This is a genomic window from Cysteiniphilum sp., assembly GCF_057495195.1.
In genome coordinates this window covers 1-25,278 of the sequence record NZ_JBXTEF010000128.1, presented here as the reverse complement: position 1 = coordinate 25,278, position 25,278 = coordinate 1, and the positions used below count along the sequence as shown (strand labels likewise).

The window sequence follows — 25,278 nt, the reverse complement described above, 5'->3', positions numbered from 1 at the left end:
GGTATATAATGCATGGCATTACGAAGCTTTAGTTGATTTTTTTCATGCACTTACGCACTAAATTTATGGTTTTTGCCAGCACACTTGCTCTTGGCACATTGGCATTTGCCAACACCCCTCCCGCCCTATTACAAAAACCGGGCGCCACACATGCGCAAAACACCACCATCAAAGGCAAACATTTAATCAATGAGATTGTTGCCATTGTCAATGATCAAGCGATTACCTTAGATCAGTTAAATATTGAAGTTGCTAAAACCAAAGCACAACTTGATAGCAATCCTAATGCACAAATACCGGATAATCTCACGCTACAGCGCCAAGTCTTGCAACAGCTGATTAATCAGACCATTGCGCTACAAATGGCTAAACGTCAAGGCATAAGTGTGACTGACAATGAAGTTAATAACTCAATTGCCGAAGTAACAACACAAAATGGCATCACATTGGCACAGCTCAAGCAAAAGCTTAAAGCGTCAAACCTTGACTACAGCACCTATTATCAAACGGTCAAAGATCAGCTTATTATTAACAAACTACAACAGCGTGCCGTTGCAGGTAAGGTTTATATCTCACCAACAGAAGTTGATAAGTATATCAAAAAGCACTTTAGTGATAATCAAACTGAATATTTAGTTAACAATATCGTTTTATCTCTACCTGACAACCCAACAACTGAAGATCAACAGAAAGTCATTGCAGAAGCGAAAGAGATTATTCAATCGATTAAAGATAAAAAAACCACCTTTGCCGATGCTGCCAAAAAATACTCACAAGCAGGCAATGCAAGTAGTGGTGGCTCGCTTGATTGGAAAACAATTAATAAACTACCTAGCATCTATCAAAACGAAGTTCAAGCGCTGCAAAATGGACAAATTAGTGCCCCATTTATTGCTAATGGTAGTGTCCAAATTATTGAACTCGCCGACAGTAAAACACCAGATAGCGCTAAGCACTTTGTTGAACAATATCACGTTCAACAAATCGTCATTAACACTTCTCCAGTTGTTACTGACAATGATGCAAAAGCCAAATTAATGCGCATTTTAACCGCACTTGATAACCACCAGTCATTTAGTGATCTTGCCAAAGCAAACTCTGATGCACTTGATAATGCTGATAGCGGTGGCGACATGGGCTGGATTAGCTTAAATGCTCAACCGCCAGCATTAGCACAAGCAATTAAGGCCGCTAAACTAAAGAAAGTAAGCGCACCTTTTAAAGTAAATAATGGTTGGCAAATCATCGAGGTGCTTGCCAAACGCAAACAAGATGACACGGCTAATTATCAAAAAGAGCAAGCGATGATGGCTTTATTTAATGAAAATGCGCAGCAAGCCTTAAAAACGTGGATGTTATCATTGCGTGATAGCGCGTATGTTGAGATTGTTGATAAAAACTTAAATTTGCCTGAAGCATAAAAACACAAGAGACATTAAATGCATAAAGCCAAAAAGTCTTTAGGGCAAAACTTTTTACAAGATGAAAACATTGTTGCCAATATCGTTCGTCAGTCTGGGATAAAGGCAGATGATGATGTTATTGAGATTGGCCCTGGTCTTGGCGCATTAACACGCCATATTCTTAAAACCACCAAAGCTATCCAAGTTATCGAATTTGATGAAGATGTTATCCTGCCGTTGAAAGCAGCTTGCGCGATGTATGGCAAACTTAACATTTGTCAACAAGATGTATTAACCGTTAACTTTAGTGACTTTTATCATGGCACAAAAATAAAGCTCATTGGTAACTTACCCTATAACATCTCCTCACCTATTCTTTTTCATTTAATTGAATATGCCGAGCTTTTCAAAGATATGCATTTTATGCTACAAAAAGAAGTGGTTGATCGTGTTGCTGCCGCGCCTTCTGAAAAAAACTATGGTCGCTTAAGTGTCATGCTGCAATACCACTTCCAATGTGAAGCGTTATTCACTGTGCCGGCCACCGCATTTAAGCCCGCGCCAAAAGTAGAGTCACGCATTTTACGCTTAACGCCTTATAGTGAGCTACCATTTGTTGCTAACGACTATACACTTTTTGCTAAGGTCGTTAAACAAGCTTTTCAGATGCGTCGTAAGACTTTGCGCAACAATCTCAAAGCACTTGTGCCTGCGAGTGAACTAGATAACTTACCCGTTGATTTGACACTTCGCCCAGAGAATCTAAGCGTCGCTGATTTTGTTAAATTAAGCAATCACATAGGCGCATTATAAATGGCAAGTTATGTGATTGGTGATGTTCAAGGTTGCTATGCTGAATTGATGCAGTTAATTGATAAAATTCAGTTTAACCCTAACGATGATAAATTGATCTTTACCGGTGATCTTGTTAACCGCGGACCGCAGTCCCTTGAAGTATTGCGTTTTGTTAAATCTTTAGGCAAGTCTGCCAAAGTGGTCTTAGGCAATCATGATTTATATCTTCTTGCCATTGCCTATGGTTATTTGCCCACTGCTAAAAAAGACACACTTAGTCCTATTCTAGATGCTGAAGATAAAAATGAATTAATCCAATGGTTGCGACAACAGCATTTTCTTTACAGCCATAAAAAACATATTATCACTCATGCGGGCATCCCACCAATTTGGTCCCTTAAAAAAGCCACACGCTTGGGGTTAGAGCTTGAGTTTGTGCTGCAAACCGATATGTGCTTTCAACTTTTTATGAGCAACCTCTTTGGTAATGAGCCTGATCTTTGGCAAGATAATTTAGAAGCAGTTAACCGTTGGCGCTGCATTGCTAATTATTTCACACGCATGCGCTTATGTGATCAAAATGGTCGCTTGGATTTTTCTTTCAAAGGAGAACTTAAGAAAAAGCCTAACCATCTTGATGCATGGTTTAACATTCCTAATGCCAAAATTGATGCCAAATACACACTTATTTTTGGACATTGGGCAGCACTAAATGGTGTTAGTAACAACCCACGCTGTATTGCAATTGATACAGGCTGTGTATGGGGTGGCAAGTTAAGCGCTTACTGTATTGATACACAAGAGATTCATCAGGTTGATGCAATTAATTTAATTAAGGAGATCGAATAAATGGCAAAAATACTGGTTATTCATGGACCTAATTTAAACTTACTAGGCCAACGTGAGACGGATATTTACGGCACTGCAACATTAGACAATGTAAATAACAAGCTTATCGAGTTTGCTGAGTCAAAAAAAATGCATTGCAGCTGTTTTCAGTCAAACCATGAAGGCGCAATTGTTGATCAATTGCAACAAGCGCAAGGTAATTATGATTTTATTATTATTAACCCTGCTGCTTATACGCATACCAGTGTTGCCATCCGTGATGCACTCCTTGCCATTAACATCCCTTTTATTGAAACACACTTATCAAACCCTGATAAACGCGAGCTTTTCCGCCACCATTCATACCTTTCTGACATTGCTTACGGCATCGTTTCCGGTATGGGTGCTAAAAGCTATGAACTGGCCATGCACGCAGCGATTGATTACTGTCAACACAATTGCATATAGGAGTTTACAAGATATTTTTTGAACAACGCCTACGCCTAAAAAGCAAAAACAACGCGTGACATTTTGATTATTTGCCGCAACAATGTCTGGTTGGAATGAGTTAAACATAAAGTTAAATCTAAACAAAGGTTAATTAAAACAGATGGATATTCAAAAGATTGAACAACTGATCGCATTGATTGAAAAGTCAAATGTTAATGAAATTGAAATCAAAGAAGGCGAAACTTCCATTCGCATTACCGGCAGTCATCCACAGCCAGTCCAAGCGTTGGCACCACAGCAGTTCATTCATCATACCCCTGCTGCTATGCCACAGCAGTCTGTCGCTGCTGAGCCACAAGCTCAACAAGCAACACCTATAGAGAAACCCGCTGAAAGTTTACCACAAGGCAAGCATCTTAAGTCACCAATGGTTGGTACTTTCTATCAATCGCCTTCACCAGGTGCTGCCTCTTTCGTTACTGAAGGTCAAGCTGTAAAAGCAGGTGATACCTTATGTATTATTGAAGCAATGAAGATCATGAACCAAATCGAAGCAGAACATTCTGGCACTGTGATTAAAATTCTTGTTGAAGATGGTTCACCCGTTGAATACGATCAACCACTTTTCATCATTGGCTAAACCAATCACTTATTGATAAATACAAAAATAGTTTTTAACAGGTTTGATATGATTAAAAAACTCTTAATTGCAAATCGCGGTGAAATTGCGCTTAGAATCCTTCGTGCATGCCGCGAATTAGGCATTAAAACCGTCGCTGTTCACTCGACAGTTGATCGCGATTTGATGCACGTAAAACTCGCGGATGAAACCATTTGTATTGGCCCTGCAAGCCCAACACAAAGCTATTTGCACATTCCTGCAATTATCGCTGCCGCTGAAGTCTCTGGCGCTGATGCGATTCACCCAGGTTATGGCTTTTTATCAGAGAATGCTGACTTTGCCGATGCGGTTGAATCTAGTGGTTTCATCTTTGTTGGTCCACGAGCAGAAAGCATTCGTGTAATGGGAGATAAGGTTGCTGCAATTAAAGCGATGAAAGAGGCAGGCGTGCCATGCGTACCTGGTTCTAACGGCCCCATTAGCAAAGACCCACAAAAAAATCTAGCGATGGCCGATAGCATTGGCTATCCGATCATGATCAAAGCTGCCGGTGGCGGTGGCGGTCGTGGCATGCGTGTTGTGCGTAAAAAAGAAGACTTGCTAAAGTTTATCGAAATGACACAAGCTGAAGCAAAGATGGCGTTTAATAATGATATGGTTTATATGGAGAAATTCCTTGAGAATCCACGTCATATTGAAATTCAAGTTTTTGGTGATGGTGAAGGCAATGCCATTCATTTATTTGAACGCGATTGTTCAACACAACGTCGTCATCAAAAAGTCATTGAAGAAGCACCGGCTGTCGGCCTTACTGATGAGCAACGTGCTGAAATTGGCAAACGCTGTGTTGATGCTTGTAAGATGCTTAAATACCGTGGTGCTGGAACTTTTGAATTCTTATACGAAAATGGTGAGTTCTACTTTATTGAGATGAACACACGTATTCAGGTTGAACATCCAGTGACTGAATCAATCACGAATATCGACTTAATCAAAGAGCAAATCCGCGTTGCTTCAGGTGGTTCACTGACATTTAAACAAGAAGATATCAAAATCATAGGGCATGCGATTGAATGCCGTATTAATGCGGAAGATCCCGAAAAAATGATGCCTTGCCCCGGCAAGATTGATATCTATCACGCACCAGGTGGCCCTGGTGTGCGTGTTGATTCACACATTTATTCTCAATACTTCGTGCCACCTAATTATGACTCAATGATTGCTAAAGTAATCGTTCATGCGCGCACACGTGATATTGCTATTCAACGTATGCAAAGCGCGCTTGAAGAGATGATTATCAGCGGCATTAAAACCAATATTCCATTGCATCATAAGATTCTTGCTGAGCGTGATTTCCAAAATGGTGGCACCAATATCCACTATCTTGAGAAGATGCTCGAGCGTGATAAAGCGTAACCCCATGTTGTGGAAAGAGTTATCCGTTACTTGTCTTAAAGCTAGCCTTGAAATATTAGAAGACTATCTTTTAATGCAAGGTGCTTGTTCTGTTACTTATCAAGATGCTAAAGATCAACCTATCCTTGAACCTAAAGCAGGCGAAAACCCGCTATGGGATGAAGTGGTTTTGGTCGCCCTTTTTACTGAAGAATATCAGCTATCTGACATTGCCACATCACTTGAGGAGAGTGCATTAAAGCCAAATATTATTGGCGACATTCATACACGTGAGTTTGCTGATCAAGATTGGACTCGCACATGGATGGATGATTTCAAACCAATGCAGTTTGGACGTCGTTTATGGATTTATCCAAGTTGGTGCACACCAGAGATCCACAGTGACGATCAAGTCAACATCCTCCTTGATCCAGGGCTTGCTTTTGGTACAGGCACACATCAAACAACTGCTTTGTGCCTTGAATGGCTTGAGCAGCATGTCACTACCAAAGATCATGTGATTGATCTAGGCTGTGGTTCCGGCATTTTGGCGGTTGCTGCCAAAAAGCTAGGCGCGCATGACGTCATTGCCATTGACAATGATCCACAAGCAATTTTAGCCACTCACGCTAATGCTGAGAAAAATGGTATTAATAACAATTTTACTGCCCACTTACCCGATGAAGCACCTAAATCAATCAAAGCCGATATTTTAATTGCCAATATTCTTGCTGGCATCTTAATCGATCTTAAAGAGGTTATTGCTAACTTCATTAAACCACATGGCAAGCTTGCTTTATCCGGTATTTTGCAAGAGCAAGTGGATGATATTATCAAGACTTTCTCACCCTATTTCATATTAAATGAACCGACCTTCAAGGATGAGTGGACACTAATTTCAGGCATTCGCAAGCCATAAAAAAGCATGAAAATAGGTCAATTTCATTCAGATAATATTTTATTCTTAGCCCCAATGGCAGGCGTAACCGACTTGCCATTTCGCAAGCTATGCAAAACACATGGCGCAGGCTGGGTCGTCTCAGAAATGGTTTGGTCACACAAGCATCTATATGAAACACCCAAAACACAGCGCCGTATTGATCATAGTGATGAAGTTGCCCCCAAGATTATTCAAATCGCAGGTGGGGATCCTATCATGCTTGCCGAATCTGCGAGTTTAAACGTTGATAAAGGTGCTGATATTATCGATATCAATATGGGCTGCCCGGCTAAAAAAGTCTGCAATAAATTAGCAGGTTCTGCACTAATGCAAAATGAACAATTAGTCAATGAGATTCTTTGTGCAGTTGTGAATGCTGTTCATGTACCTGTGACCCTAAAGATCCGTACAGGCTGGAGTAAGGATAATAAAAACGCCTTAAAAATTGCACAAATTGCAGAGGATGCAGGCATTCAAGCGCTTACTATTCATGGGCGCACGCGCGATCAGAAATATACTGGCGACGCCGAATATGACCTTATTGCTGAAATTAAACAGCGCATTAATATACCCGTCATTGCTAATGGTGATATCACCACACCTGAAAAAGCCAAAGAAGTGTTTGATTATACCCAAGCTGATGCTCTAATGATTGGCAGGGGTGCGCATGGCAATCCTTGGCTATTTCAGCAAATCAATGATTTTTTGCAAACTGGTCATTACCAGCCATCACCTAGCTTCACACAAAGGTTAAATACCATTATTGATCATGTTAAAGCCATGCATAACTTTTATGGTGATTATATGGGTGTGCGTTTTGCGCGCAAACACATTACTTGGTATTTTGAGCAAGTCATGGAGCTTGACCTGACTAAAGCCCGTCAACTCTTTAATAAACTAACAACACCTGAAGCGCAGCTTGATTTTTTAGCCAATACTGTTAATCGCACCCTGAGCACAGTCGAAGGGTAGTCATAAAGGTGCCATAACAATACATATGTTTGCTGAGCGTTAGTCGAAGCCATTGATTGCCTCTACACACCCTTCGACTGCGCTTAGGGTACGGGAAATGTTTAATGCTCTTTTACGCCAAACAATATGATGACAACCGTTTTTTACTCACCTCCACAGCCTAGACGTTGACTGAGCGCCAGTCGAAGCCATTATTTCAACCTTTGGCTTCGCTCAAAGTACGGTAAAAACTTAGTCGATATCAAAAATGATTCACGAGCGGTATAAAATCCGCTATTCTAACCTGCATATTTTATATTATGTACTTAACGTTAAAATGCTTATCAATTCTGACACAATTTCCGCAATTGCCACAGCCCCCGGAAAGGGTGGCGTGGGCATTATTCGCATTTCCGGCAAAGACGCCTATGCCATTGCGCACAAGATTACGCAAACACCTCTTAAGGCGAGACATGCCCATTTTCTGCCATTTAAAGATGCAAATAATGAAACATTAGATCAAGGCATTGCATTGTATTTCAAAGCGCCTCATTCCTATACTGGCGAGGACGTTGTTGAACTACAAGCTCATGGCGGTCCAGTGGTATTAAACCTTATTTTACAAACCACTATTGAACACGGTGCTCGCCTTGCCAAACCTGGCGAGTTTACCGAACGTGCTTACCTTAATGACAAAATTGATTTAGCCCAAGCTGAAGCCATTGCCGATATGATTGATGCGTCATCTGAACAAGCTGCTAAATCAGCCATGCGTTCATTGCAAGGGGGGTTCTCTCAGCATATTGATACTTTAGTTGAGTCCTTAATTCAGCTACGCATTCATGTTGAAGCGGCAATTGACTTTCCCGAAGAAGAAATCGACTTTTTGGCTGATGAACATATCAAAACGCAATTACTACAAGTACAGCATAATGTTGACTCAGTACTATACAACTCCAAACAAGGTGCACTATTACGCGAAGGTGTTGAGATCGTTATCGCTGGCAAGCCCAATGCGGGTAAATCAAGTTTATTAAATGCTTTAGCAGGAAAAGAAAGTGCAATCGTTACTGACATCGAGGGTACAACGCGTGATACCTTACGCGAATATATCCAAATCAATGGCATTCCTGTGCATATTATCGATACTGCAGGACTCAGAGTCAGCAATGATGTGATTGAAACCGAAGGTGTAAGACGCGCGCTAGAGGCAATTAAAAAAGCAGATCATATTCTATTAGTCGCTGATATTAACGACACCAAAGATAAAAAAATCACCGAGCTTGCCCCTGAGTTTTTCACCCATATTCCATCACACATCCCGATTACTTATATCTACAATAAAGTCGATCTAACTGATCACAACAGCGATAATCATGACAATCACCTATATATCTCTGCCAAGCATGATATTGGCATCAATAAATTACGCGATTATCTGCTTAAAGCCATTGGCTATGAGCAAACCACTGAAGGCGTATTTACTGCAAGAGAACGTCATATTAATGCCTTAACTAAAGCACAGGATCACCTAGAGATGGCATTTAGTCACCTGATGCATAAAGATGGTGAGCTATTAGCTGAAGAATTAAATCTTGCCCAGAAACAACTTTCATCGATTACAGGTGAGTTTAGCACCGATGATCTATTAGGTGAGATATTTAGTAGTTTTTGTATTGGGAAGTAGGTTCAAACGCTAAAGCATACGATTGATAACGGATGAATACCAATTGAACGACTAGCGACTAAAATGCTTGAGTTTTATTGAATAACACCACACCACATTCTTGCTCCTCCACCGCCAAGTGCCTCTGGATGATCTGAATAATTATCTCCTCCTGCGTGAATCATTAAGCTATGCCCTTTAATTTCATTTAAGTTATGTATCCTAGGTGCAAACACAGGGGAGTTGGCATCACCTTCTTTATCAACATATAATATTGGCAGATCACCCAGATGCCCATCACCATAAGGGCCTTGGTGACTCCCTGTTTTACTAGGATCCCAATGCCCACCGGCTGCCATACCACCATTATCACAGCTAGGGTTTTGATGGATATGAAAGCCATGCGCTGTCGATGCGACCAAGCCATGAAGCTTAGGAGTAAACAACAAACCATTGTCATATGCACTAACCGTTACCGTCCCCACATAAGTATGCTTAGCTGTAGTACTATACATCTTAATAGTGATTTTTTGTTGTCCATTAATTGCCGCTGCTTGACTTGTAGTATTCATTGCATCTGATTGTGCCATACCTGAAGAAATAATTACGCCTAATAGTGCTAACACCATACCTAATGTATTTAATATTTTCATGCTAAAGTCCTCCATGATTACGATTAAGATTAATTTTATATTTAAAACTTCATTGCTGCATGAGTGCCTCCTCTACATACTTCTTATATTCAGGATGTGCTTGATTAAATTGCTCAAGCATGATGGCTTGCACTTCCTTTGTCGCATGCACTAACCCGCCGGCAATATTATTTGCTAACTGCTGCTTTTGTGATTCATTCATTAACTGAAACAAATCCCCTGCTTGTGAGTAGTTATCCTCAGCTTGTGCATCATAATAATCAATATCACCAGATGCTCTTAATGGTGGTTCTTGATATTGAAGTGCTTCAGTTGGTGCGCTACTTTGCTGGTTTGGATAAAAGTTCACATCACTACTTTGCGAGATATCTAAACCAGTGCCTGCCATCGCACCATCACGTTGATAATTATGCATTGGGCATTTTGGCGCGTTAACTGGTAGGTGATGCGCGTTAACACCAACTCGATAACGGTGCGCATCTTGATAGGCAAGCAGCCTTGCTTGCAGCATTTTATCAGGAGAGGCACCTGTGCCAGGTATGAGGTTGCTTGGCGCAAAAGTTGATTGCTCAACTTCAGCAAAGTAATTGTCAACATTGCGATTTAACTCAAGCACACCGATCTGCTGCAATGGGAAATCAGCATGTGGCCAGACTTTGGTTAAATCAAATGGATTAATATGATAATGTTGTGCCTCTTGTTCTGTCATTACCTGAATCTTGACATCCCACTTTGGAAAATCTCCCCTGGAAATAGCATCAAAAAGATCTTTCTGCGCACCAAAACCAGACATTTTAGCGGCTTCTTCATCCGTTAGATTCTCTATACCTTGCTGAGTTTTAAAATGCCATTTGACCCAAAAACGTTGACCTTTAGCATTATACAAACTTAAGGTATGTGAACCAAACATATGCATATGGCGATAGCTCTTAGGAATACCGCGATCAGACATTAAAATGGTCATTTGATGCAATGACTGAGGATTCTTGGCCCAGAATTCATACATCGCTGCAGGGTCTGGCAAGTTGGTTTGCGGGTTTTTCTTTTGTGAATGGATAAAATCTGGAAATTTACTCGGGTCTCTTAGGAAGAATATCGGTGTATTATTGCCGACAATATCATAATTGCCTTGCTTAGTATAAAACTTAATTGCAGTACCTCTTGGATCACGCGCATAATCACTTGAATCCTGACCGCCTCCTACCGTGGAGAAGCGGATAAATACATCTGTTTGTTTCCCTTCGCCTTGCAAGAAATCAGCAATGCTTAAATGTGATAAATCTTCTTTCAAAGTAAATACACCATAGGCGCCAGAGCCACGCGCATGCACAACACGCTCAGGAATACGCTCACGATTAAAATGCGCAAGCTTCTCAAATAACCTGAAATTATCAAAGGTTAACGAGCCACGCTCACCAGCACTGATACTGGTATTATCATTGGGCACCGGTGCGCCATTATTGGTTGTTAAATATTTTTTGTCCATTTTGAACTCTCCTTATCGTGGTTATGCAACTTGTTGAAAATGTTTATACTTTCAATCTTATCTTCACCTCTTCCTCATGAGAAATATATTATATTTTTATTTTTAATATATTTTATTTATCACCATGCAATACTAAAAACCTGATCAATTGATAACGCTCCTTGCTACTTTTAAACCGATCCCTAAATAGCCACAGCTTTAAACGCTTCTTCTGTGCACATTGGCATTCTAAATATAACGTGCCTGCAATCATAATGCTACGGCGAATCGTCACATCATTATACCAATCATTACCATAATGTAAGTTAATCTTACGCGTATGCGCAGTTTCAGTTAAAACAATTGCGTTTAATTGTCTAGCCGATAAATAATTTAATAACATGCCAACAAGGGCAATAATCCATAGCATAAGCGCGCTATAAAAAAGTGCTGCATGTAAGAGCTCAAAAATAATAAAAAAACAAAAGCTAAACAATAAAATGATGACGACAAGCTGAATGAAAGATCGTTTTAATGCCACTTTCACCGTCGTCATTGATTTACTCTACTGTTTTCAATGTGGTTACAGTCAACTTGGTCGTCTCTTTGGTTGACTTACAAAATGTCTCTTTAATCAAGAAAATACTAATTAAGACGCCAATAGCTATCACAGCAAGAATTAATAAAAAGCCATGCTGATAATTAGTAATACTTAAAGCTTGTCCTTTTGATAAATAGGCAAGTACACCACCAATCAAAGGCGCCATCAAAGAGGTTAAAAGCATAATCATGGCATTATTAAGACCCAAGCCTGCTGCCAGATAATTGTTATTGCATTGCTCCGCCATAATTGCAAAGCCAATACTCTGACCACTAACACCAATACCAAGACCAAAAAAGGCAATACTAATAACGATAATATTGACCGGAAAATAGGTAATGCATAGCACCGACAAAATACAAATAATCGCGGCAAACATCATCATACGCTTGCGCTTACTGGTGCGATCTGAGATAAAGCCTAAAAGTGGGCAGCCAATGGCATAACCTAACCATGACAGCGTTAACATATAAGATGATACATCGGAGCTAAAACCATGCAACATTAAAAACGCTTTACCACTATTTTCAGAGAAATATTCTATGGCAAAATAAACGCAAGCTGAATAACAGGCAATATACCAAACCTGACGTTGACGTACTAGCTGCCAAAGATTAACTTGCAAGCGCTCTTGGCGCTTTAAAATACGAAAACTTCCCGTGTAATCCGTATTATTGCGAACAACAAGAAGAACAATAACCGCAATCACAACACCAATCGCACCTAACGCATAAAAAATATAACGCCATGGCAACTCAGCATGTGATGATAAGCTATTTAGAGGACCTGCTGCCAACATTGGTCCCATTGTACCTATGAATTGAGATAAGCCAATAAACAATGCAATATGTTTGCGTGGCATCCAGTCATAAACAGCCACTAACAAACAGATAAAGCCGAAAGATGAGCCAAGTCCCATTAATACCCTAAAAACAAAAGCACTATCAAAGCCAAAGCTCATGCCAAAGCCAGTAACTGCCAATGCACAGAAAAATACGGCAACGAATAAGGTCTTTTTTAAACCTAAACGATCAGTAATAATACCTACTGGAATTTGCATAATGCCATAAACTAACTGATAGGCTGTTGAGCTTAGGATGGCAAATGTCACAAGGTTTAAATTCAGATCCTGAATAATGGGGTGTTCAAATGTACCTAGAATCGTTCTAAGTAAAAACTCATACATGAAAAATAATGCACAGACCAACCAAATGATCGTGCCGATAAAACTCATTTTTTGATTTTGACTCATTTTATTCGTCAACCTCAGGTTTGTGCTCTTCCTCCCATTCTTCTAGAATCTCCTCCGCTCTTTGATTATCAATAAATGACGCCACCTTAAAGATAGAAACTCCCTCTTGAATTAGTGGTGAGCGGTTAATTCCAACAATCACCCCATCAAGATCTGATTTAATTACTGTTGCATTTTCATTGCTAAATGAATCTGTCAGACGCCCAATTTTATCACCTTTTTTGATCGATTCACCCAGTGCTACTTCACTGTGCAAAACACCTGATGATGATGAAATAAGCCAATCATCATCTTTTGAAAATACAGGTGTTACATTATCATCGACCTCACCACTGAGCATTCTAAGTTTGCACATCACATTTTTAATACCATCTAAACCAACTTGAATCGCAGCTTGATCAAAACGTTGTGCCTCACCTGCTTCATATACCAATAAAGGAATATTCAAACTCTCTGCTGTGATGCGAATACCGCTTTGATTAGTCTCAACCTCAGTGATAACCGGTGCTTGGAAGGCTCTGGCTAATTTCTTCGCCTCAACATTGTCAAAGTTGCAATACACTTGTGGCAAAATTTCATGATTCAACGAGCCTGTGTTTAACTCAATACAGCAATCAATCTGTGTCAATATTTCTTGAGTAAAGATATGTGCAATACGCTCTCCAAAACTGCCATGCTCATCGCCTGGAAAGCACGCGCTTAGTCTCACACCACTTGGTGTTGGCTTGGGGAAATGCGACAAACCATAAACATTCAAAACCGGAATAGCAACCAATGTTCCATGCAACTCATCAGCAGAGATATCATCATATAACTGATTAGCGATTTCTAATCCATTAAACTCATTACCATCAATCATCGCAAACACCAAAAGTTTGCGTCCACTTTGCCTGCCATTAATGACTTTAATTGGCATATACATTGGTGAGCATGAATATTGCTCAGGCAAAGGCAATGCTAATGTTGCTTTCTCTCCTGGGTGAACACTAGCATCACAAATTTTGAAACTACTATTTTTCATTTTTTATTACTGACCTTGTTTGTTTTATTGTAATTTCAACAGCATTTAAGACGCTATAAAAGATCTCAAATCTCGAATAATTGAAATCATTAAAAGTTACGTAGAAAGAGTATAGCTATTATTAGCACAAGCTAAACAATAAAAAACATAAATTTTTACTTTTTAATACAAAGAGATCATCAAAACACCTAAAAGCACCTAGATTTTTTCACATAAACCATCATATTGCCCAAGATGATTGTGACGCATCACAGTCTTTAGAATCGTCGCATATTCGTCACCTTTCAAACCTGAATAAGACTGCAAATAATCTGCTAAATCATAGCCGTTCAACATAATTAACTGTGCTCTTTGCTCTCTAAACTCAGCATAAGGCGCCAGAGTATTAAGCACTCGATAGTAATCGGTAATACCTGCACTCACATCAGTAAACTCACTGACTTCATCAATCACTCCTGGTGTTGGGTATTTAGGTGCAATACCACAACCTTGTGAAAAACAATGCAAGCCGAAATAATTTTTGCCATGCACTGCAAAACGCGAACCACCCCAATTACTCTCAACAATTGCCTGCGCCAAAGTCAAGCTTTCAGGAATAATATTCACTCTTAACAAAAGATGGTTAATCAAACTGCTATCATCCTTTTCATAAGCTTGTAGCGCATAAACATCTGCCAACTTGCGTAAACGGACTTTATCTTGAGATGTAATCGCAGGCTTTGATTCTAGTGCTAATAAAAAGTCACGATCTTTAAGAATCTGTCGATTGATCGGACACATCTTAGTAAGCATCGTATTAATAAACGCTTGCTTCGGCAGTCGCAGCGCTTGTGAAATAGATAAGTCATTATCTTCAAGATTATTCATCTGCACAATGCACCCAGATGACACACCAATACGATGAGCAATCCTATCAATCGCATCACCCTTTAATACTAAGTATTTATAAGCTCTATCATAACTACAACTTGGTGGCAAATTCAGTTTTGTTAAAACGTCATCTTTGTTAGTATCTGTATTTCTTTGTGCGTATGTTTGCTGTTTTTGCGCCCCTGAATAATTTGATGAATCTGGCATGTTATTTGCTGTTGTACACGCGTTCAAAAGCACTATCATGAATATAATGCTTTTACTTTTAATACTTCTAATGCTATTTATCCTTGCCATTTCTTTTCTCTTTACATGCTATACAGACATTTTACCGCTTAGAGTATAGTCGTCTTAGCATTATTCCGCTTTTATTTCTGTGCATTTTGGTTCTTTTATCAGGAAAGCTAATAGCAATGAAATGCTAATACATATTGGAATAACAATATAAGCACCAAAAAAACTTAATTTGCGCCGACTTTACCCTGATATTTTAAGATATCAAGCACCTTGCTTTCTAGGATCTACTTTGCTAGGATGCACATGCTTTGATTAAGCTTAGTAACAAATCAACCACGGGTTGAACAAATTAATTTTCTGGAGGGGTGTCCGAGTGGTTGAAGGAGCACGCCTGGAAAGCGTGTATACGTTAACGCGTATCGAGAGTTCGAATCTCTTCCCCTCCGCCAGAATTTATCTTTTCGACACACTTCAATCCTTTATAAATCAATGGATAAGATTTAAAATAAATAAAACTTTAAAATAACTCCTCCAATAAACAATAGTGTCGATGCTACGATGATGCTCACAATGATCAGTTGACTTCGATAGTTAACGTTCCCCTATGACTTCGCTCAGGGAGTGATGCATGTCTTTGAGCAAGTATTTACACTCTTTACAAACATGATCATAAAAAACACACTTGACATCTGGCGATAGATCGCGACAATGGCAACATCTTAAAATATAAACATCTGTTGTAGATACGTCTATGCGAATAAAATACTTGCTTTGCTTAAGCACATTGACCTCATTTTTGCCTTTGTGTTTATTGGCAAACACAAGTATTAGCTTTGAACCAGTTGCCTATCAAGCATTACCCGACTGGGATTGTGGCGATCAAATGCAAGCCTATCAAGCATTACAGATTTCGTGCAAAGCCATTGTCAAAAATAAAAACTATAATAAAGACTGGCAAGGCAGTTGCCAGAATATATTAGCCGTATCAGCACATACCGACCGACGTGCACGTGAGATGATTGAGCAAAACTTCTCACCATTTATGGTGCGTTACAATGATGAATCACAAGGTTTGTTTACTGGTTACTACGCGCCAGCGATATCAGGCAGCTTATACCCAACAGCAGAATTCCAAGTCCCTATTTATAAAACACCTGCTGATTTAATCCAGAAAAAAACATCCTCAGGCACGCAATACGGACGTATGGTTAAAGGCAAGTTCACGCCCTATTACACACGTGAAGAAATTGCCAAAAATAATTTTTTCACGCGCAAAGACATCATTGCTTGGGTAAGTTCACGTGTTGAGCGCACCTTTCTACAGATTCAAGGATCTGGTCGAATTGAACTAACCAATGGCGATAGCATTCTTGTTGGGTATGACAGTCAAAATGGCCACCCTTATCGTCCAATTGGTCGCTATTTACTTGAAAACAAACTAATGCCTCGCGAAGACATCACGATGCAATCGATCAAAAAATGGTTATACCATCACCCCAAAGACGCTGATAAAGTATTAAACTATGATCCTTCTTTTGTCTTCTTCCGTGTGCTTAGTCATGGTAATCCCATTGGTGCCCAAGGTGTACCATTAACGCCAGGATATTCCATTGCCATTGATAATAAGTTCTACCAATATGGTACACCTGTTTGGTTAAGCACAACCTATCAAGGCAATCATAATAAAACGCATAAACTTGATCGTTTAATGATTGCTCAAGATACAGGAGGAGCCATTCGTGGTGCTATTCGTGGTGATGTATTTTGGGGTAGTGGTAGCGATGCTGAGTATTACGCCGGACACATGAAGAATCTAGGTAAAATGTTTGTGCTATTGCCAAAGGCCGATGCGTTTCACTTGAGCAAAAAGTAATTCCCTATTAAAGCGTTAAAAACACCAAAAAACGCCAATCAAGATTTGCCTTATCCTAAGCAATTGCCGATAATATAGCACATTAAACTTTAAATCTTTTAATATTACTACACATGTCTATTCTCGATAAAAAGCGTTATTTACAAGATATTCTTCAATTTGCAAGTGACGTGCTGCATAAGAAAAATATCGATGCTTTTGAAATCAATTGTAGCTATGACCAAGGACATGTTATTGCCGTTCGCGATCAGCAAGCTGAAACCTTAGAATATAATGTTACTCAGCAATTGAGTGTAACTATTTATCATCAAGGAAAAACAGGTTACGCTGAAACCTCTGATCTTAGTGAAAAAAGTATTCTATCGATTATTGATAATGCCAAAACCATCGCTAACTTTACTGAGAAGGACCCTTTTGCCGGAGTTATTGATAAGCGCTTTCTATGCACACCATCTGCAATGCCTGAGCTTTATCAACCAATTGCAAACTTTAGTATTGATAAACTCATTGAACATGCCCAGCATTGCGAGGCAATAGCACTTGAGAGTAGTAACATTGATCACTCTGAAGGTGTTGATATTGATAGTTTTGAGATTTTGCATGGTTTTGCCAATAATCACGGTTTTTTACATGTGTATCCTGAAACACGTCACAGCATCGGCATGGGGCTGATTGCCAAAGACAACCATGGCATGCAACGCGATAACGCTTACTATAGTGCACATGATTTCACCATGTTGCCAGGTATTAAGCATATTGCCAAACTTGCGCTTAAACGTACGCTAGATCGCAGAAACCCGCGACGCATCCAAAGTCAACAATTGCCCATTCTACTATCGCCATCTATTGCTCGCTCATTTTGGGGTGCATTATTATCCGCCATTAAAGGACAACGCCAATATCACAAAGATACTTTCCTTTTGGATAAAATTGATCAATCAATTGTTGCTCATGATATTAGCCTTGTCGAGAATCCTAACATTCCACATGCGCTTGGTAATCAACCCTACGATAATGAAGGCGTTAACTTGGGTGAAAATCCAATTATTACCCATGGCGTTCTAAATCGCTATTTATTAAGTAGTTATAGCGCACGTCAGCTAAAGCGTGAAACAACAGGCAACGCCGGAGGCATTAGTAACTTAACAGTTCATAGCAGCAATATTCAAGCGTATGATGCCCTTATTAAATCGATCGATAAGGGAGTGATTATCCATGAAACCATGGGGCAAGGCTTTCATATTACCACAGGTGATTACTCACAAGGTGCGATGGGCTATTATGTTGAGAAAGGCGAAATTTGCTATCCGATTGATAACTTTACCATTGCCGGCAATCTAAGCGATATGCTACAAAATATTATTGCGATGGGTGATGATATTGAACCTTTTTCACGGATCCAAAGTGGTTCACTGCTCATAAAACAATGTAGCATTAGTGGTGAGTAAATGACCCAAGCGCTTATCATTCTATCGGCATTAATTCTCGGTTATTTTATTGATCTTAAATTCTTATCTAACAAGCTGATGAATAAACTACTCTCAGCGATGATTAGTCTGATTATTGCGGTCATGGGTTACAACTTTGGTGAGCTTATCTATAAACTGCAAGGTGAGCTTGTTTCAATGCTTGGCATTACCTTAAGCTTTATTGCCGCCTTGTTTGCTATCAATGTGTTAGCAGTCTATGGTTATTTGTGTTTAAAGCCAAAACGCGCAATTAAAGCACACCACGACATGGTCAAAGCACAAAGCCCACTGAAGCCTATCCTGACCAGTTGTAAATATCTATTGTATCTTATCATTGGTACTTTAGTTGGACTATTTATCAATAAACCACTTATTCATATCGGACTAATTATTGACGGTATTTTAATCATGATTTTATTTATTATTGGGATCCAAATGCGACGTGAGGGTCACTCACTAACTCAGATTCTCAAGAATAAGACCGGCATTATGATTGCGATTATCTTAATGATTAGCTCCCTTGCTGTTGGTGCCATCTTGGGGCTTTTCTTTAACATCCCACTTGCGCACGCATTAATGCTTACAAGCGGCTTTGGCTGGTATAGTTTAGCCAGTATTTTAAATGCTCAGCTGATTGACGCCCACTTCGGTACAATGACATTTTTTATCGATTTCTCACGCGAAATTATCGCGATTATTGTGATTCCGATGTTGGCTAAACGTATTCCTACTGAACTGGTGAGTTATAGTGGCGCCACAGCAATGGATTTTAGCTTACCTGTCATTAAAGATCACATTGGTATTCAGGCAGTGCCTGTTGCTATTAGTAGTGGATTTGTATTAACTTTGGCGACGCCAATTCTTATTCCACTATTTAACCTTATTCCCTTTTAAATTTTAAGGATTGTTATGCAAGATGAATTATTAACCCAAAAAGCGCAAATGTTAGGTTTGAATAACATTAAACGCCATATTTTTTTATGTTGCGATCAAAACATTGATAAATGCTGCAACAAAGATGACTCTCTCGTTGCATGGGACTATCTGAAAAAACGACTATCTGAGCTTAAACTTTCACAATCTGGCGAGATCTACCGCACCAAAGCCAATTGTCTACGCATATGTATACAAGGACCGATTGCCGTTGTCTATCCTGAAGGAGTATGGTATCACTCATGCACCCCCGAAGTTCTTGAGGAGATTATTCAGTCACATTTAATTAATGGCAAGGTCGTGACAAAGTATCAAATTAAAAATTAGACTTAAACGTCATAAAACCAACTGCCTCTGGTTACTTAACCAAAACACAACTGATACTTAGTTCATTACAGTGAAATTCTTGAAGACAAAAATCATCTCTTAGTTGCATTAAAATTATTCGCATACTACCAAATTTTACGCTACCATGTTTTAAACAATTAAAAAGGAGATCGTATTATGGATATGCAAAATAGATACAATACACAGACACCCACATTACAGGCACACGTCTATCATGACGCCATGGCGATGCTTAAAATGGGCGTGCCAATTTCTGTTGTCGCTAAAACCTTACAGATTCCGAGTGAGCAGATTCGCCATTTAAAAAATGAACGCAGTAATAATAATGAATAAAGAATAAGAATCGATTAGGATATCATTCAACATAATCAATCCTCTTTACATTATGATTCCTAATGATGCTGCGGCACGCAATGAAGCACTTAACCCTAAAAAATCCTTTATCGTACAAGCGCCTGCAGGCTCTGGTAAAACCGAAACCTTAACGCAGCGTTATTTGAATCTACTGGCTCATGTTGAGGCACCTGAGGAAATTATCGCACTTACCTTTACCAATAAAGCGGCTAATGAAATGCAGCAGCGGATTTATCAATCCCTGTTAGCTGCACAAAACAACCCTGAACCAGATGAGCCACATAAGAAGCTCACATTCAAACTTGCCCAACAAGCCTTATTACAAGATAAGCGCAAAGAGTGGCAGCTCTTAATGAGTCCTAAGCGCTTGCGGATTATGACCATTGATGCCTTTTGTCAGAGCCTATCCAAACAACTCATGTTTGAAACAGATGAAGCATTTAATGCCGAGATCAGTGACGCGCCAGAGCTATTATACGAACAAGCTATTGATGACTTTATCAATGACACCCATCAACAAAGTCCTTTTTATCAGGATTTACATGATCTGTTAGCCCATCTTGATAATGATATTACTCGTGTAAAAAACCTGCTTAGCAGTATGCTCGCTAGACGTGAACAGTGGCTTGGCATCTTGTTATCATCCGAGTTAATAAATACGGATACAACTCACAGTAAAAAAAGTAAAACAATTATCGAATCTGGCTTTCAGGCACTTTTTGCTGAGCTTCAACAGCGTTTAAGTAGACTGTTAAACATTGATCAAAATCAACTCACATTACATGAAATACTGACATTTTGTGATAATGAATATAACGAAACCGTGATAGATGAAGACAGTCCCATTTTTTGGCAACGACTCATTAAACTGCTTTTTACCAATGACAATACTTTTCGCAAAACATTTAATGCAAGACAAGGTCTCCCTGCCAAAGATGCCAAAGCCAAGGGTTATGCCCAATGGCTTATTGGCTATACGCAATCCTTTAGCGATAACAGTTTATTAGATATCACCTCATTAGTTGCTAAGCTACGTCTATATGAGCGCTTATTATTGAACGATCAAGAATGGCAAATATTAAGTGCAATCGCGCGTATTGAATTGCGCTTGGTATCCTATCTAAAGCTTGTATTTAAAGCACGCGCTTTGCTTGACTTCAATGAAGTGTCGTTACAAGCGTTATCTGCCCTTGGTAATAGTGAAGCACCGACTGATTTGATGCTTTACCTTGATCATCAGATCAAGCACCTTTTGATTGATGAGTTTCAAGACACCTCAATTTTACAATTTAAGTTACTGCAAATGCTCACTCTTGAATGGCAAACCAATGATGGCAAAACACTGTTTATTGTTGGCGATCCAATGCAATCTATCTATCGTTTTCGCCAGGCTGAGGTCAATCAATTTCTAGATGTTAAAATGCATGGCATCAATCAAGTGGCATTGGAGTTTTTACAGCTTGATTGCAATTTCCGTTCACACAAATCAATTGTTGATTGGGTGAATCATCATTTCTGCAGCATTTTTCCTAACGAAGATGATAGAAACTATGGCGGTATTAGTTATGCGCCGGCAACAACGCTATCACAAGAGATTAATCAAAAGGCTATTGACTATCGATTATTTGCCGATCTGACACAAGAAGCACTGTTTATTGCCGATAGTATTAAAGCACATCTTAATAAACATCCAGATCATCAAGTTGCCATTTTAGTGCGTGCACGTAGCCACCTAAAGCATCTTGTTCCCGTATTAAAGGCTCAAGGAGTTGCTGTTGTTGAAAATGAAATAGAAACATTCTACCACCAACCAATGGTGATGGATCTATTGTGCCTTTGTGCGCTTTTAAACAATCCTGAGCAGCCTATTTACTGGGTGAGTTTACTGCAATCACCTTTGTTTGGTTTTTCCTTAAATGAACTGCAAACGATTGAGCAAATAAAATTAAATGAGCAACAAGGTGAGAAGCCTTATTCATTTCATACCAAGTTAGCACTTTATCTTAAGATGCAACAAAGCCAGCCCCACCAACAAAAAGCATTTTATTTGCTAAGCTGGATTAATGATGCTTTTTTTAATGGTGTTCGCAGTCCATTGGCTACGCGTTTAAAGATTATCTGGCAAGCACTTGATGGCTTTAGTATTCATAATGATCATGCGTTGTTTGCAAGCTTTATTAACCTTTTGCAAAGTCATTTAACCGATGACAAAACCGCCATTGAACAGTTTGATCGCTTTATCGCGCGATTAAAACGCAAGTTTGTTAGTAGTCCATCACAAAGCAATGTACTGATTATGACGATCCATAAATCCAAGGGTTTAGAATTTGATTTTGTAATCTTACCGCAACTTGATAAACGCGGCAAAGCCGATGACACACCTCTTTTCTTGCATGATACGGTACGCCTAAGCGATGGCAAAGATCATTTGCTTTTAAGCCCTATTAAACATAGCTGGGACAAGGAAGTACCGCCACTTTTCAAAGTCATCCAAAGCATGCAGAAAAAGCGTGCTGAATATGAGCTTCAACGACTCTTATATGTTGCTGTCACTCGCGCCAAATCAGTACTTTTATTTACTGCGATTAATGAAAATAGCAATGATATCAAAGCTGCCAATAATAGCTTTTTAGCGCTTCTAGCACCATTAAACTTGCCTTGGGTTATTTGTGATAACGTAAACAATGATATATCAGCTATTTCGGCTGACCAAGAGCCAAAAAAACCAATACCATACTATAAAGTCATTAAGCAGATACAGAACTACTCAACGACTGCCGTACCCAACTTTGAACATGACCAAACAGCAGTTGAAGTAGATAGCGCTGATAATGCAGATAAAACAGATAAAGAAAATGATTTAAATCATCCTGATCTTAGTGAACTCGTATTAACTAGTGATCGTCAAATCGGCTCCGCATTACATCAGCTGTTTAATTACTTAAGTAGCGCCAAAGATAACATCAACCATTGGCAAAGTTATTTTGCACTTTGCTTGCATCAACATGCTATTGCTAAAACCCATCATGCTCAATCATATGCTTTAGCCAAAGAGGCAATCACCAATACCACCCAACAGTTTCCTTGGATTATCAATGCTCATGGTATGCATGAACAAGTAATGCTTCATTTGAACTTTGGTAAAACACAAAAGTACATTGCTGATCGGATTATTATCGAGAATGGTCAATATCATATTATTGATTATAAATTTGCGACACCAGTGAGCAATGAATCTTTGGAGGACTTTGTAAGCACTCAGGCAGCAACCTATCGTGCGCAACTTACCAATTATCAAAAGCTAATTGCCCGCTATTTTAGGATAAATCCAAGCGACATTAAGCTTTCACTTTATTTTCCGTTGATTCCACATCTTCAAGCGTTGTAAATAATACCCCCTTCGACTTCGCTCAGGGAACGATTAACGCCGTGGGCTGAGCATCAGTCGAAGCCCTCGTTTTGCTAATAACGGCACCAACATAATTGAGCTTATTGCCTAAGCTTGATAATTTCGTGTAATAACATAAGGAATTACTAGCGCTATGATAATCCCAGTAAGTAATAGCAAGTCAAAGTTCACTGCTGACATCGTCACATCTGAGGTTGGAATAAAGCCAACACTAATCGCAATAACACAGCCAATAAAGCCCAAAACAGCCATTGAGATGGTGCCCTTGACACCCCCGAAAATAACATATTGTCCAGGTTTTGGTTGATTTTGGCGGCGCAATTTAATCGCTGCAGCAAACATACCAATATAAGCTAAAACAGCAAGTTGTGCGGTTAATGCACTTAAAAACCAATACGCTGAATTAACACTTGGCATCAACACATAGCTTAAACAAAACAGTGAAAAGATAATCCCTTGCAGAATAAGCACTTTACTTGGTGCTTCATATTTATTGGTTTGCGCCAATCTTTTACTAATAAGACCATCTTCAGCAGCTACCGTAAACGCGCGCGATAAGCCCATAATCCAAGCAGCTACTGTAGTAAACGCGCCAAGCACTAAGGTTAATGCAATAACATCTGACATCCACGGCATATTAAATTGTGTAAAGAAATAATTAAATGATGCCATAAGCCCAGTGACAATATCAACCTGCCCACCCGTACTACTATTCACTGTAAAGATCGCGATATTGGATAATATCAGTGACAGTAAAATAACAACACTGGAAATCAATAGTGCTTTAGGGAAATTCTTCTTGGGATTTTTTACATTTCCGGCATGAATAGAGCTCATCTCTAGGCCAAATAAGCTAAACATCACCGTCAAGAATAATCCCCAGCTGCTGATATTGGCAAAACTTGGCAATACATCTGAAACGGTTTGCGGCTTTAAGATAGGTTGCCCTGCCATGACCCAAAATAATGCCAAACCTATAATCAACAACATCGGCATTAAGGTACCAACGATCGCACCAATGACACTTAGGGTACTTGAGGTTTTGATCCCAAATAAATTAATAATCGTTGCCAGCCAGAACATGCATAAGCTCATACTGATCATATACCACGGGCTCATGACAAGCGTATTAGGATTTAGACCAAACCATGGTGCGATAATATAAGCAATAATCCCTGCAAAAAAGCCACATATTGACGGAAACCATACAAGGTTATAGACCCATTGCAGCCATAAGATCACAAAGCCTGTCTTGGCACCAAAGGCTTCTTTCGTCCACAGATAGATGCCACCGTTTTTGGCGTAGCCTGTTGCCATCTCTGCTGTTAATAACGCGCAGGGGATTAAAAACACAATCGCAGCTAAAATATAGAAACTAACCACAACCCAGCCGGCTTGCGCAGTAATGGATATATTACGTAAACTATCAACGGCAATAATATTAATCATCACCAAACGCAATAGCGTCAGTGATTTTGAGGATGAAATCTGCATATTTTCACTATAATTTTATCTAAAACGCCAAAATTATAACGACAACAAACGCAATTGAATAGCGCTTTATTTTACTGGCATTACGCAAATGTGTGAATTAATAATTGAAGTTACATGTTTTAGAAAAACTATGATTTTAAAACACCCCGTCAGCCTACGGCTGCCACCCCTCTTGCAAACATAGGTTTATAGGGATCTTTTCTATTCATTTAATTCTTCTCCTTGTAAAGTCTGAAAGCTCGACCAAGC

At 39.4% G+C, this 25,278-nt stretch carries 22 protein-coding genes and 1 tRNA gene; 16 read left to right on the top strand and 7 right to left on the bottom strand.

Features of this window, described 5'->3' with window-relative positions:
• Positions 1–44 precede the first annotated feature (44 nt).
• The 9 genes from ACY10D_RS10860 (at position 45) to mnmE (ending at position 9,071) form a co-directional block, all read left to right on the top strand.
• Positions 45–1,421 carry a peptidylprolyl isomerase gene (locus ACY10D_RS10860; RefSeq protein WP_487000753.1) on the top strand — a complete coding sequence of 459 codons (1,377 nt, stop codon included), beginning with the start codon at positions 45–47 and terminating at the stop codon, positions 1,419–1,421.
• 18 nt (positions 1,422–1,439) lie between these two features.
• Positions 1,440–2,216, top strand: coding sequence for a 16S rRNA (adenine(1518)-N(6)/adenine(1519)-N(6))-dimethyltransferase RsmA (rsmA, locus tag ACY10D_RS10855; protein ID WP_487000752.1), 777 nt, complete (start codon positions 1,440–1,442; stop codon positions 2,214–2,216).
• The gene (locus tag ACY10D_RS10850; protein ID WP_487000751.1) at positions 2,217–3,047 is read left to right on the top strand and encodes a symmetrical bis(5'-nucleosyl)-tetraphosphatase; all 831 of its coding nucleotides are present in this window, start codon (positions 2,217–2,219) and stop codon (positions 3,045–3,047) included.
• The gene (gene aroQ, locus ACY10D_RS10845) at positions 3,048–3,494 is read left to right on the top strand and encodes a type II 3-dehydroquinate dehydratase (RefSeq protein ID WP_487000750.1); all 447 of its coding nucleotides are present in this window, start codon (positions 3,048–3,050) and stop codon (positions 3,492–3,494) included.
• Between the two features lie 142 nt (positions 3,495–3,636).
• Positions 3,637–4,116: an acetyl-CoA carboxylase biotin carboxyl carrier protein gene (accB, locus tag ACY10D_RS10840; protein WP_487000749.1), complete on the top strand. Its 480-nt coding sequence runs from the start codon at positions 3,637–3,639 to the stop codon at positions 4,114–4,116.
• 48 nt (positions 4,117–4,164) lie between these two features.
• Positions 4,165–5,514 (top strand): acetyl-CoA carboxylase biotin carboxylase subunit, encoded by a 1,350-nt coding sequence (gene accC, locus ACY10D_RS10835; RefSeq protein WP_487000748.1) that lies wholly within the window; start codon positions 4,165–4,167, stop codon positions 5,512–5,514.
• A gap of 4 nt (positions 5,515–5,518) precedes the next feature.
• The gene (gene prmA, locus ACY10D_RS10830) at positions 5,519–6,412 is read left to right on the top strand and encodes a 50S ribosomal protein L11 methyltransferase (RefSeq protein WP_487000747.1); all 894 of its coding nucleotides are present in this window, start codon (positions 5,519–5,521) and stop codon (positions 6,410–6,412) included.
• A gap of 6 nt (positions 6,413–6,418) precedes the next feature.
• Entirely contained in the window at positions 6,419–7,405 is a 987-nt protein-coding gene (gene dusB, locus ACY10D_RS10825; RefSeq protein ID WP_487000746.1) for a tRNA dihydrouridine synthase DusB, read from the top strand.
• A gap of 316 nt (positions 7,406–7,721) precedes the next feature.
• The gene (mnmE, locus tag ACY10D_RS10820; protein ID WP_487000745.1) at positions 7,722–9,071 is read left to right on the top strand and encodes a tRNA uridine-5-carboxymethylaminomethyl(34) synthesis GTPase MnmE; all 1,350 of its coding nucleotides are present in this window, start codon (positions 7,722–7,724) and stop codon (positions 9,069–9,071) included.
• A 74-nt stretch (positions 9,072–9,145) separates the two neighbouring features.
• Here mnmE and ACY10D_RS10815 read toward each other — a convergent pair whose 3' ends face one another.
• From ACY10D_RS10815 to ACY10D_RS10790, 6 genes are all read right to left on the bottom strand, one after another.
• Complete coding sequence (locus tag ACY10D_RS10815; protein WP_487000744.1) at positions 9,146–9,703, bottom strand: superoxide dismutase family protein; 558 nt, start codon at positions 9,701–9,703, stop codon at positions 9,146–9,148.
• A gap of 49 nt (positions 9,704–9,752) precedes the next feature.
• Complete coding sequence (locus tag ACY10D_RS10810; protein ID WP_487000743.1) at positions 9,753–11,189, bottom strand: catalase; 1,437 nt, start codon at positions 11,187–11,189, stop codon at positions 9,753–9,755.
• A gap of 112 nt (positions 11,190–11,301) precedes the next feature.
• Positions 11,302–11,724, bottom strand: a complete 423-nt coding sequence (locus ACY10D_RS10805) for a hypothetical protein (protein WP_487000742.1) — start codon at positions 11,722–11,724, stop codon at positions 11,302–11,304.
• A gap of 4 nt (positions 11,725–11,728) precedes the next feature.
• Positions 11,729–13,021 (bottom strand): MFS transporter, encoded by a 1,293-nt coding sequence (locus ACY10D_RS10800; protein ID WP_487000741.1) that lies wholly within the window; start codon positions 13,019–13,021, stop codon positions 11,729–11,731.
• A 1-nt stretch (position 13,022) separates the two neighbouring features.
• Positions 13,023–14,042 carry a succinylglutamate desuccinylase/aspartoacylase family protein gene (locus ACY10D_RS10795; RefSeq protein ID WP_487000740.1) on the bottom strand — a complete coding sequence of 340 codons (1,020 nt, stop codon included), beginning with the start codon at positions 14,040–14,042 and terminating at the stop codon, positions 13,023–13,025.
• A gap of 198 nt (positions 14,043–14,240) precedes the next feature.
• On the bottom strand, positions 14,241–15,119 hold the full coding sequence (locus tag ACY10D_RS10790; RefSeq protein ID WP_487000739.1) for a glucosaminidase domain-containing protein: 879 nt from the start codon (positions 15,117–15,119) through the stop codon (positions 14,241–14,243).
• Positions 15,120–15,508: 389 nt separating this feature from the next.
• On the opposite strand from ACY10D_RS10790, the gene ACY10D_RS10785 reads away from it, so the two are divergent.
• The 7 genes from ACY10D_RS10785 (at position 15,509) to ACY10D_RS10755 (ending at position 23,514) form a co-directional block, all read left to right on the top strand.
• A tRNA-Ser gene (locus ACY10D_RS10785) sits at positions 15,509–15,598 on the top strand.
• Between the two features lie 302 nt (positions 15,599–15,900).
• Positions 15,901–17,022, top strand: a complete 1,122-nt coding sequence (gene mltA / locus ACY10D_RS10780) for a murein transglycosylase A (protein WP_487000738.1) — start codon at positions 15,901–15,903, stop codon at positions 17,020–17,022.
• A gap of 113 nt (positions 17,023–17,135) precedes the next feature.
• Complete coding sequence (locus ACY10D_RS10775; RefSeq protein ID WP_487000737.1) at positions 17,136–18,470, top strand: TldD/PmbA family protein; 1,335 nt, start codon at positions 17,136–17,138, stop codon at positions 18,468–18,470.
• Positions 18,471–19,385 (top strand): LysO family transporter, encoded by a 915-nt coding sequence (locus tag ACY10D_RS10770; RefSeq protein ID WP_487000736.1) that lies wholly within the window; start codon positions 18,471–18,473, stop codon positions 19,383–19,385.
• Positions 19,386–19,400: 15 nt separating this feature from the next.
• On the top strand, positions 19,401–19,751 hold the full coding sequence (locus tag ACY10D_RS10765; protein WP_487000735.1) for a (2Fe-2S) ferredoxin domain-containing protein: 351 nt from the start codon (positions 19,401–19,403) through the stop codon (positions 19,749–19,751).
• A 183-nt stretch (positions 19,752–19,934) separates the two neighbouring features.
• Positions 19,935–20,105: a hypothetical protein gene (locus ACY10D_RS10760; RefSeq protein ID WP_487000734.1), complete on the top strand. Its 171-nt coding sequence runs from the start codon at positions 19,935–19,937 to the stop codon at positions 20,103–20,105.
• Positions 20,106–20,157: 52 nt separating this feature from the next.
• Entirely contained in the window at positions 20,158–23,514 is a 3,357-nt protein-coding gene (locus tag ACY10D_RS10755; RefSeq protein WP_487000733.1) for a UvrD-helicase domain-containing protein, read from the top strand.
• 108 nt (positions 23,515–23,622) lie between these two features.
• Here the strand turns inward: ACY10D_RS10755 and ACY10D_RS10750 are convergent, their stop codons facing one another.
• Positions 23,623–25,029, bottom strand: a complete 1,407-nt coding sequence (locus ACY10D_RS10750) for an APC family permease (protein WP_487000732.1) — start codon at positions 25,027–25,029, stop codon at positions 23,623–23,625.
• Positions 25,030–25,278: the final 249 nt, after the last annotated feature.

Coding starts and splice junctions, on each gene's coding strand:
- ACY10D_RS10860 (WP_487000753.1), top strand. CDS start 45: ATGCACTTACGCACTAAATTTATGGTTTTTGCCAGCACACTTGCTCTT.
- rsmA (WP_487000752.1), top strand. CDS start 1,440: ATGCATAAAGCCAAAAAGTCTTTAGGGCAAAACTTTTTACAAGATGAA.
- ACY10D_RS10850 (WP_487000751.1), top strand. CDS start 2,217: ATGGCAAGTTATGTGATTGGTGATGTTCAAGGTTGCTATGCTGAATTG.
- aroQ (WP_487000750.1), top strand. CDS start 3,048: ATGGCAAAAATACTGGTTATTCATGGACCTAATTTAAACTTACTAGGC.
- accB (WP_487000749.1), top strand. CDS start 3,637: ATGGATATTCAAAAGATTGAACAACTGATCGCATTGATTGAAAAGTCA.
- accC (WP_487000748.1), top strand. CDS start 4,165: ATGATTAAAAAACTCTTAATTGCAAATCGCGGTGAAATTGCGCTTAGA.
- prmA (WP_487000747.1), top strand. CDS start 5,519: ATGTTGTGGAAAGAGTTATCCGTTACTTGTCTTAAAGCTAGCCTTGAA.
- dusB (WP_487000746.1), top strand. CDS start 6,419: ATGAAAATAGGTCAATTTCATTCAGATAATATTTTATTCTTAGCCCCA.
- mnmE (WP_487000745.1), top strand. CDS start 7,722: ATGCTTATCAATTCTGACACAATTTCCGCAATTGCCACAGCCCCCGGA.
- ACY10D_RS10815 (WP_487000744.1), bottom strand. CDS start 9,703: ATGAAAATATTAAATACATTAGGTATGGTGTTAGCACTATTAGGCGTA.
- ACY10D_RS10810 (WP_487000743.1), bottom strand. CDS start 11,189: ATGGACAAAAAATATTTAACAACCAATAATGGCGCACCGGTGCCCAAT.
- ACY10D_RS10805 (WP_487000742.1), bottom strand. CDS start 11,724: ATGACGACGGTGAAAGTGGCATTAAAACGATCTTTCATTCAGCTTGTC.
- ACY10D_RS10800 (WP_487000741.1), bottom strand. CDS start 13,021: ATGAGTCAAAATCAAAAAATGAGTTTTATCGGCACGATCATTTGGTTG.
- ACY10D_RS10795 (WP_487000740.1), bottom strand. CDS start 14,042: ATGAAAAATAGTAGTTTCAAAATTTGTGATGCTAGTGTTCACCCAGGA.
- ACY10D_RS10790 (WP_487000739.1), bottom strand. CDS start 15,119: ATGCCAGATTCATCAAATTATTCAGGGGCGCAAAAACAGCAAACATAC.
- mltA (WP_487000738.1), top strand. CDS start 15,901: ATGCGAATAAAATACTTGCTTTGCTTAAGCACATTGACCTCATTTTTG.
- ACY10D_RS10775 (WP_487000737.1), top strand. CDS start 17,136: ATGTCTATTCTCGATAAAAAGCGTTATTTACAAGATATTCTTCAATTT.
- ACY10D_RS10770 (WP_487000736.1), top strand. CDS start 18,471: ATGACCCAAGCGCTTATCATTCTATCGGCATTAATTCTCGGTTATTTT.
- ACY10D_RS10765 (WP_487000735.1), top strand. CDS start 19,401: ATGCAAGATGAATTATTAACCCAAAAAGCGCAAATGTTAGGTTTGAAT.
- ACY10D_RS10760 (WP_487000734.1), top strand. CDS start 19,935: ATGCAAAATAGATACAATACACAGACACCCACATTACAGGCACACGTC.
- ACY10D_RS10755 (WP_487000733.1), top strand. CDS start 20,158: ATGATTCCTAATGATGCTGCGGCACGCAATGAAGCACTTAACCCTAAA.
- ACY10D_RS10750 (WP_487000732.1), bottom strand. CDS start 25,029: ATGCAGATTTCATCCTCAAAATCACTGACGCTATTGCGTTTGGTGATG.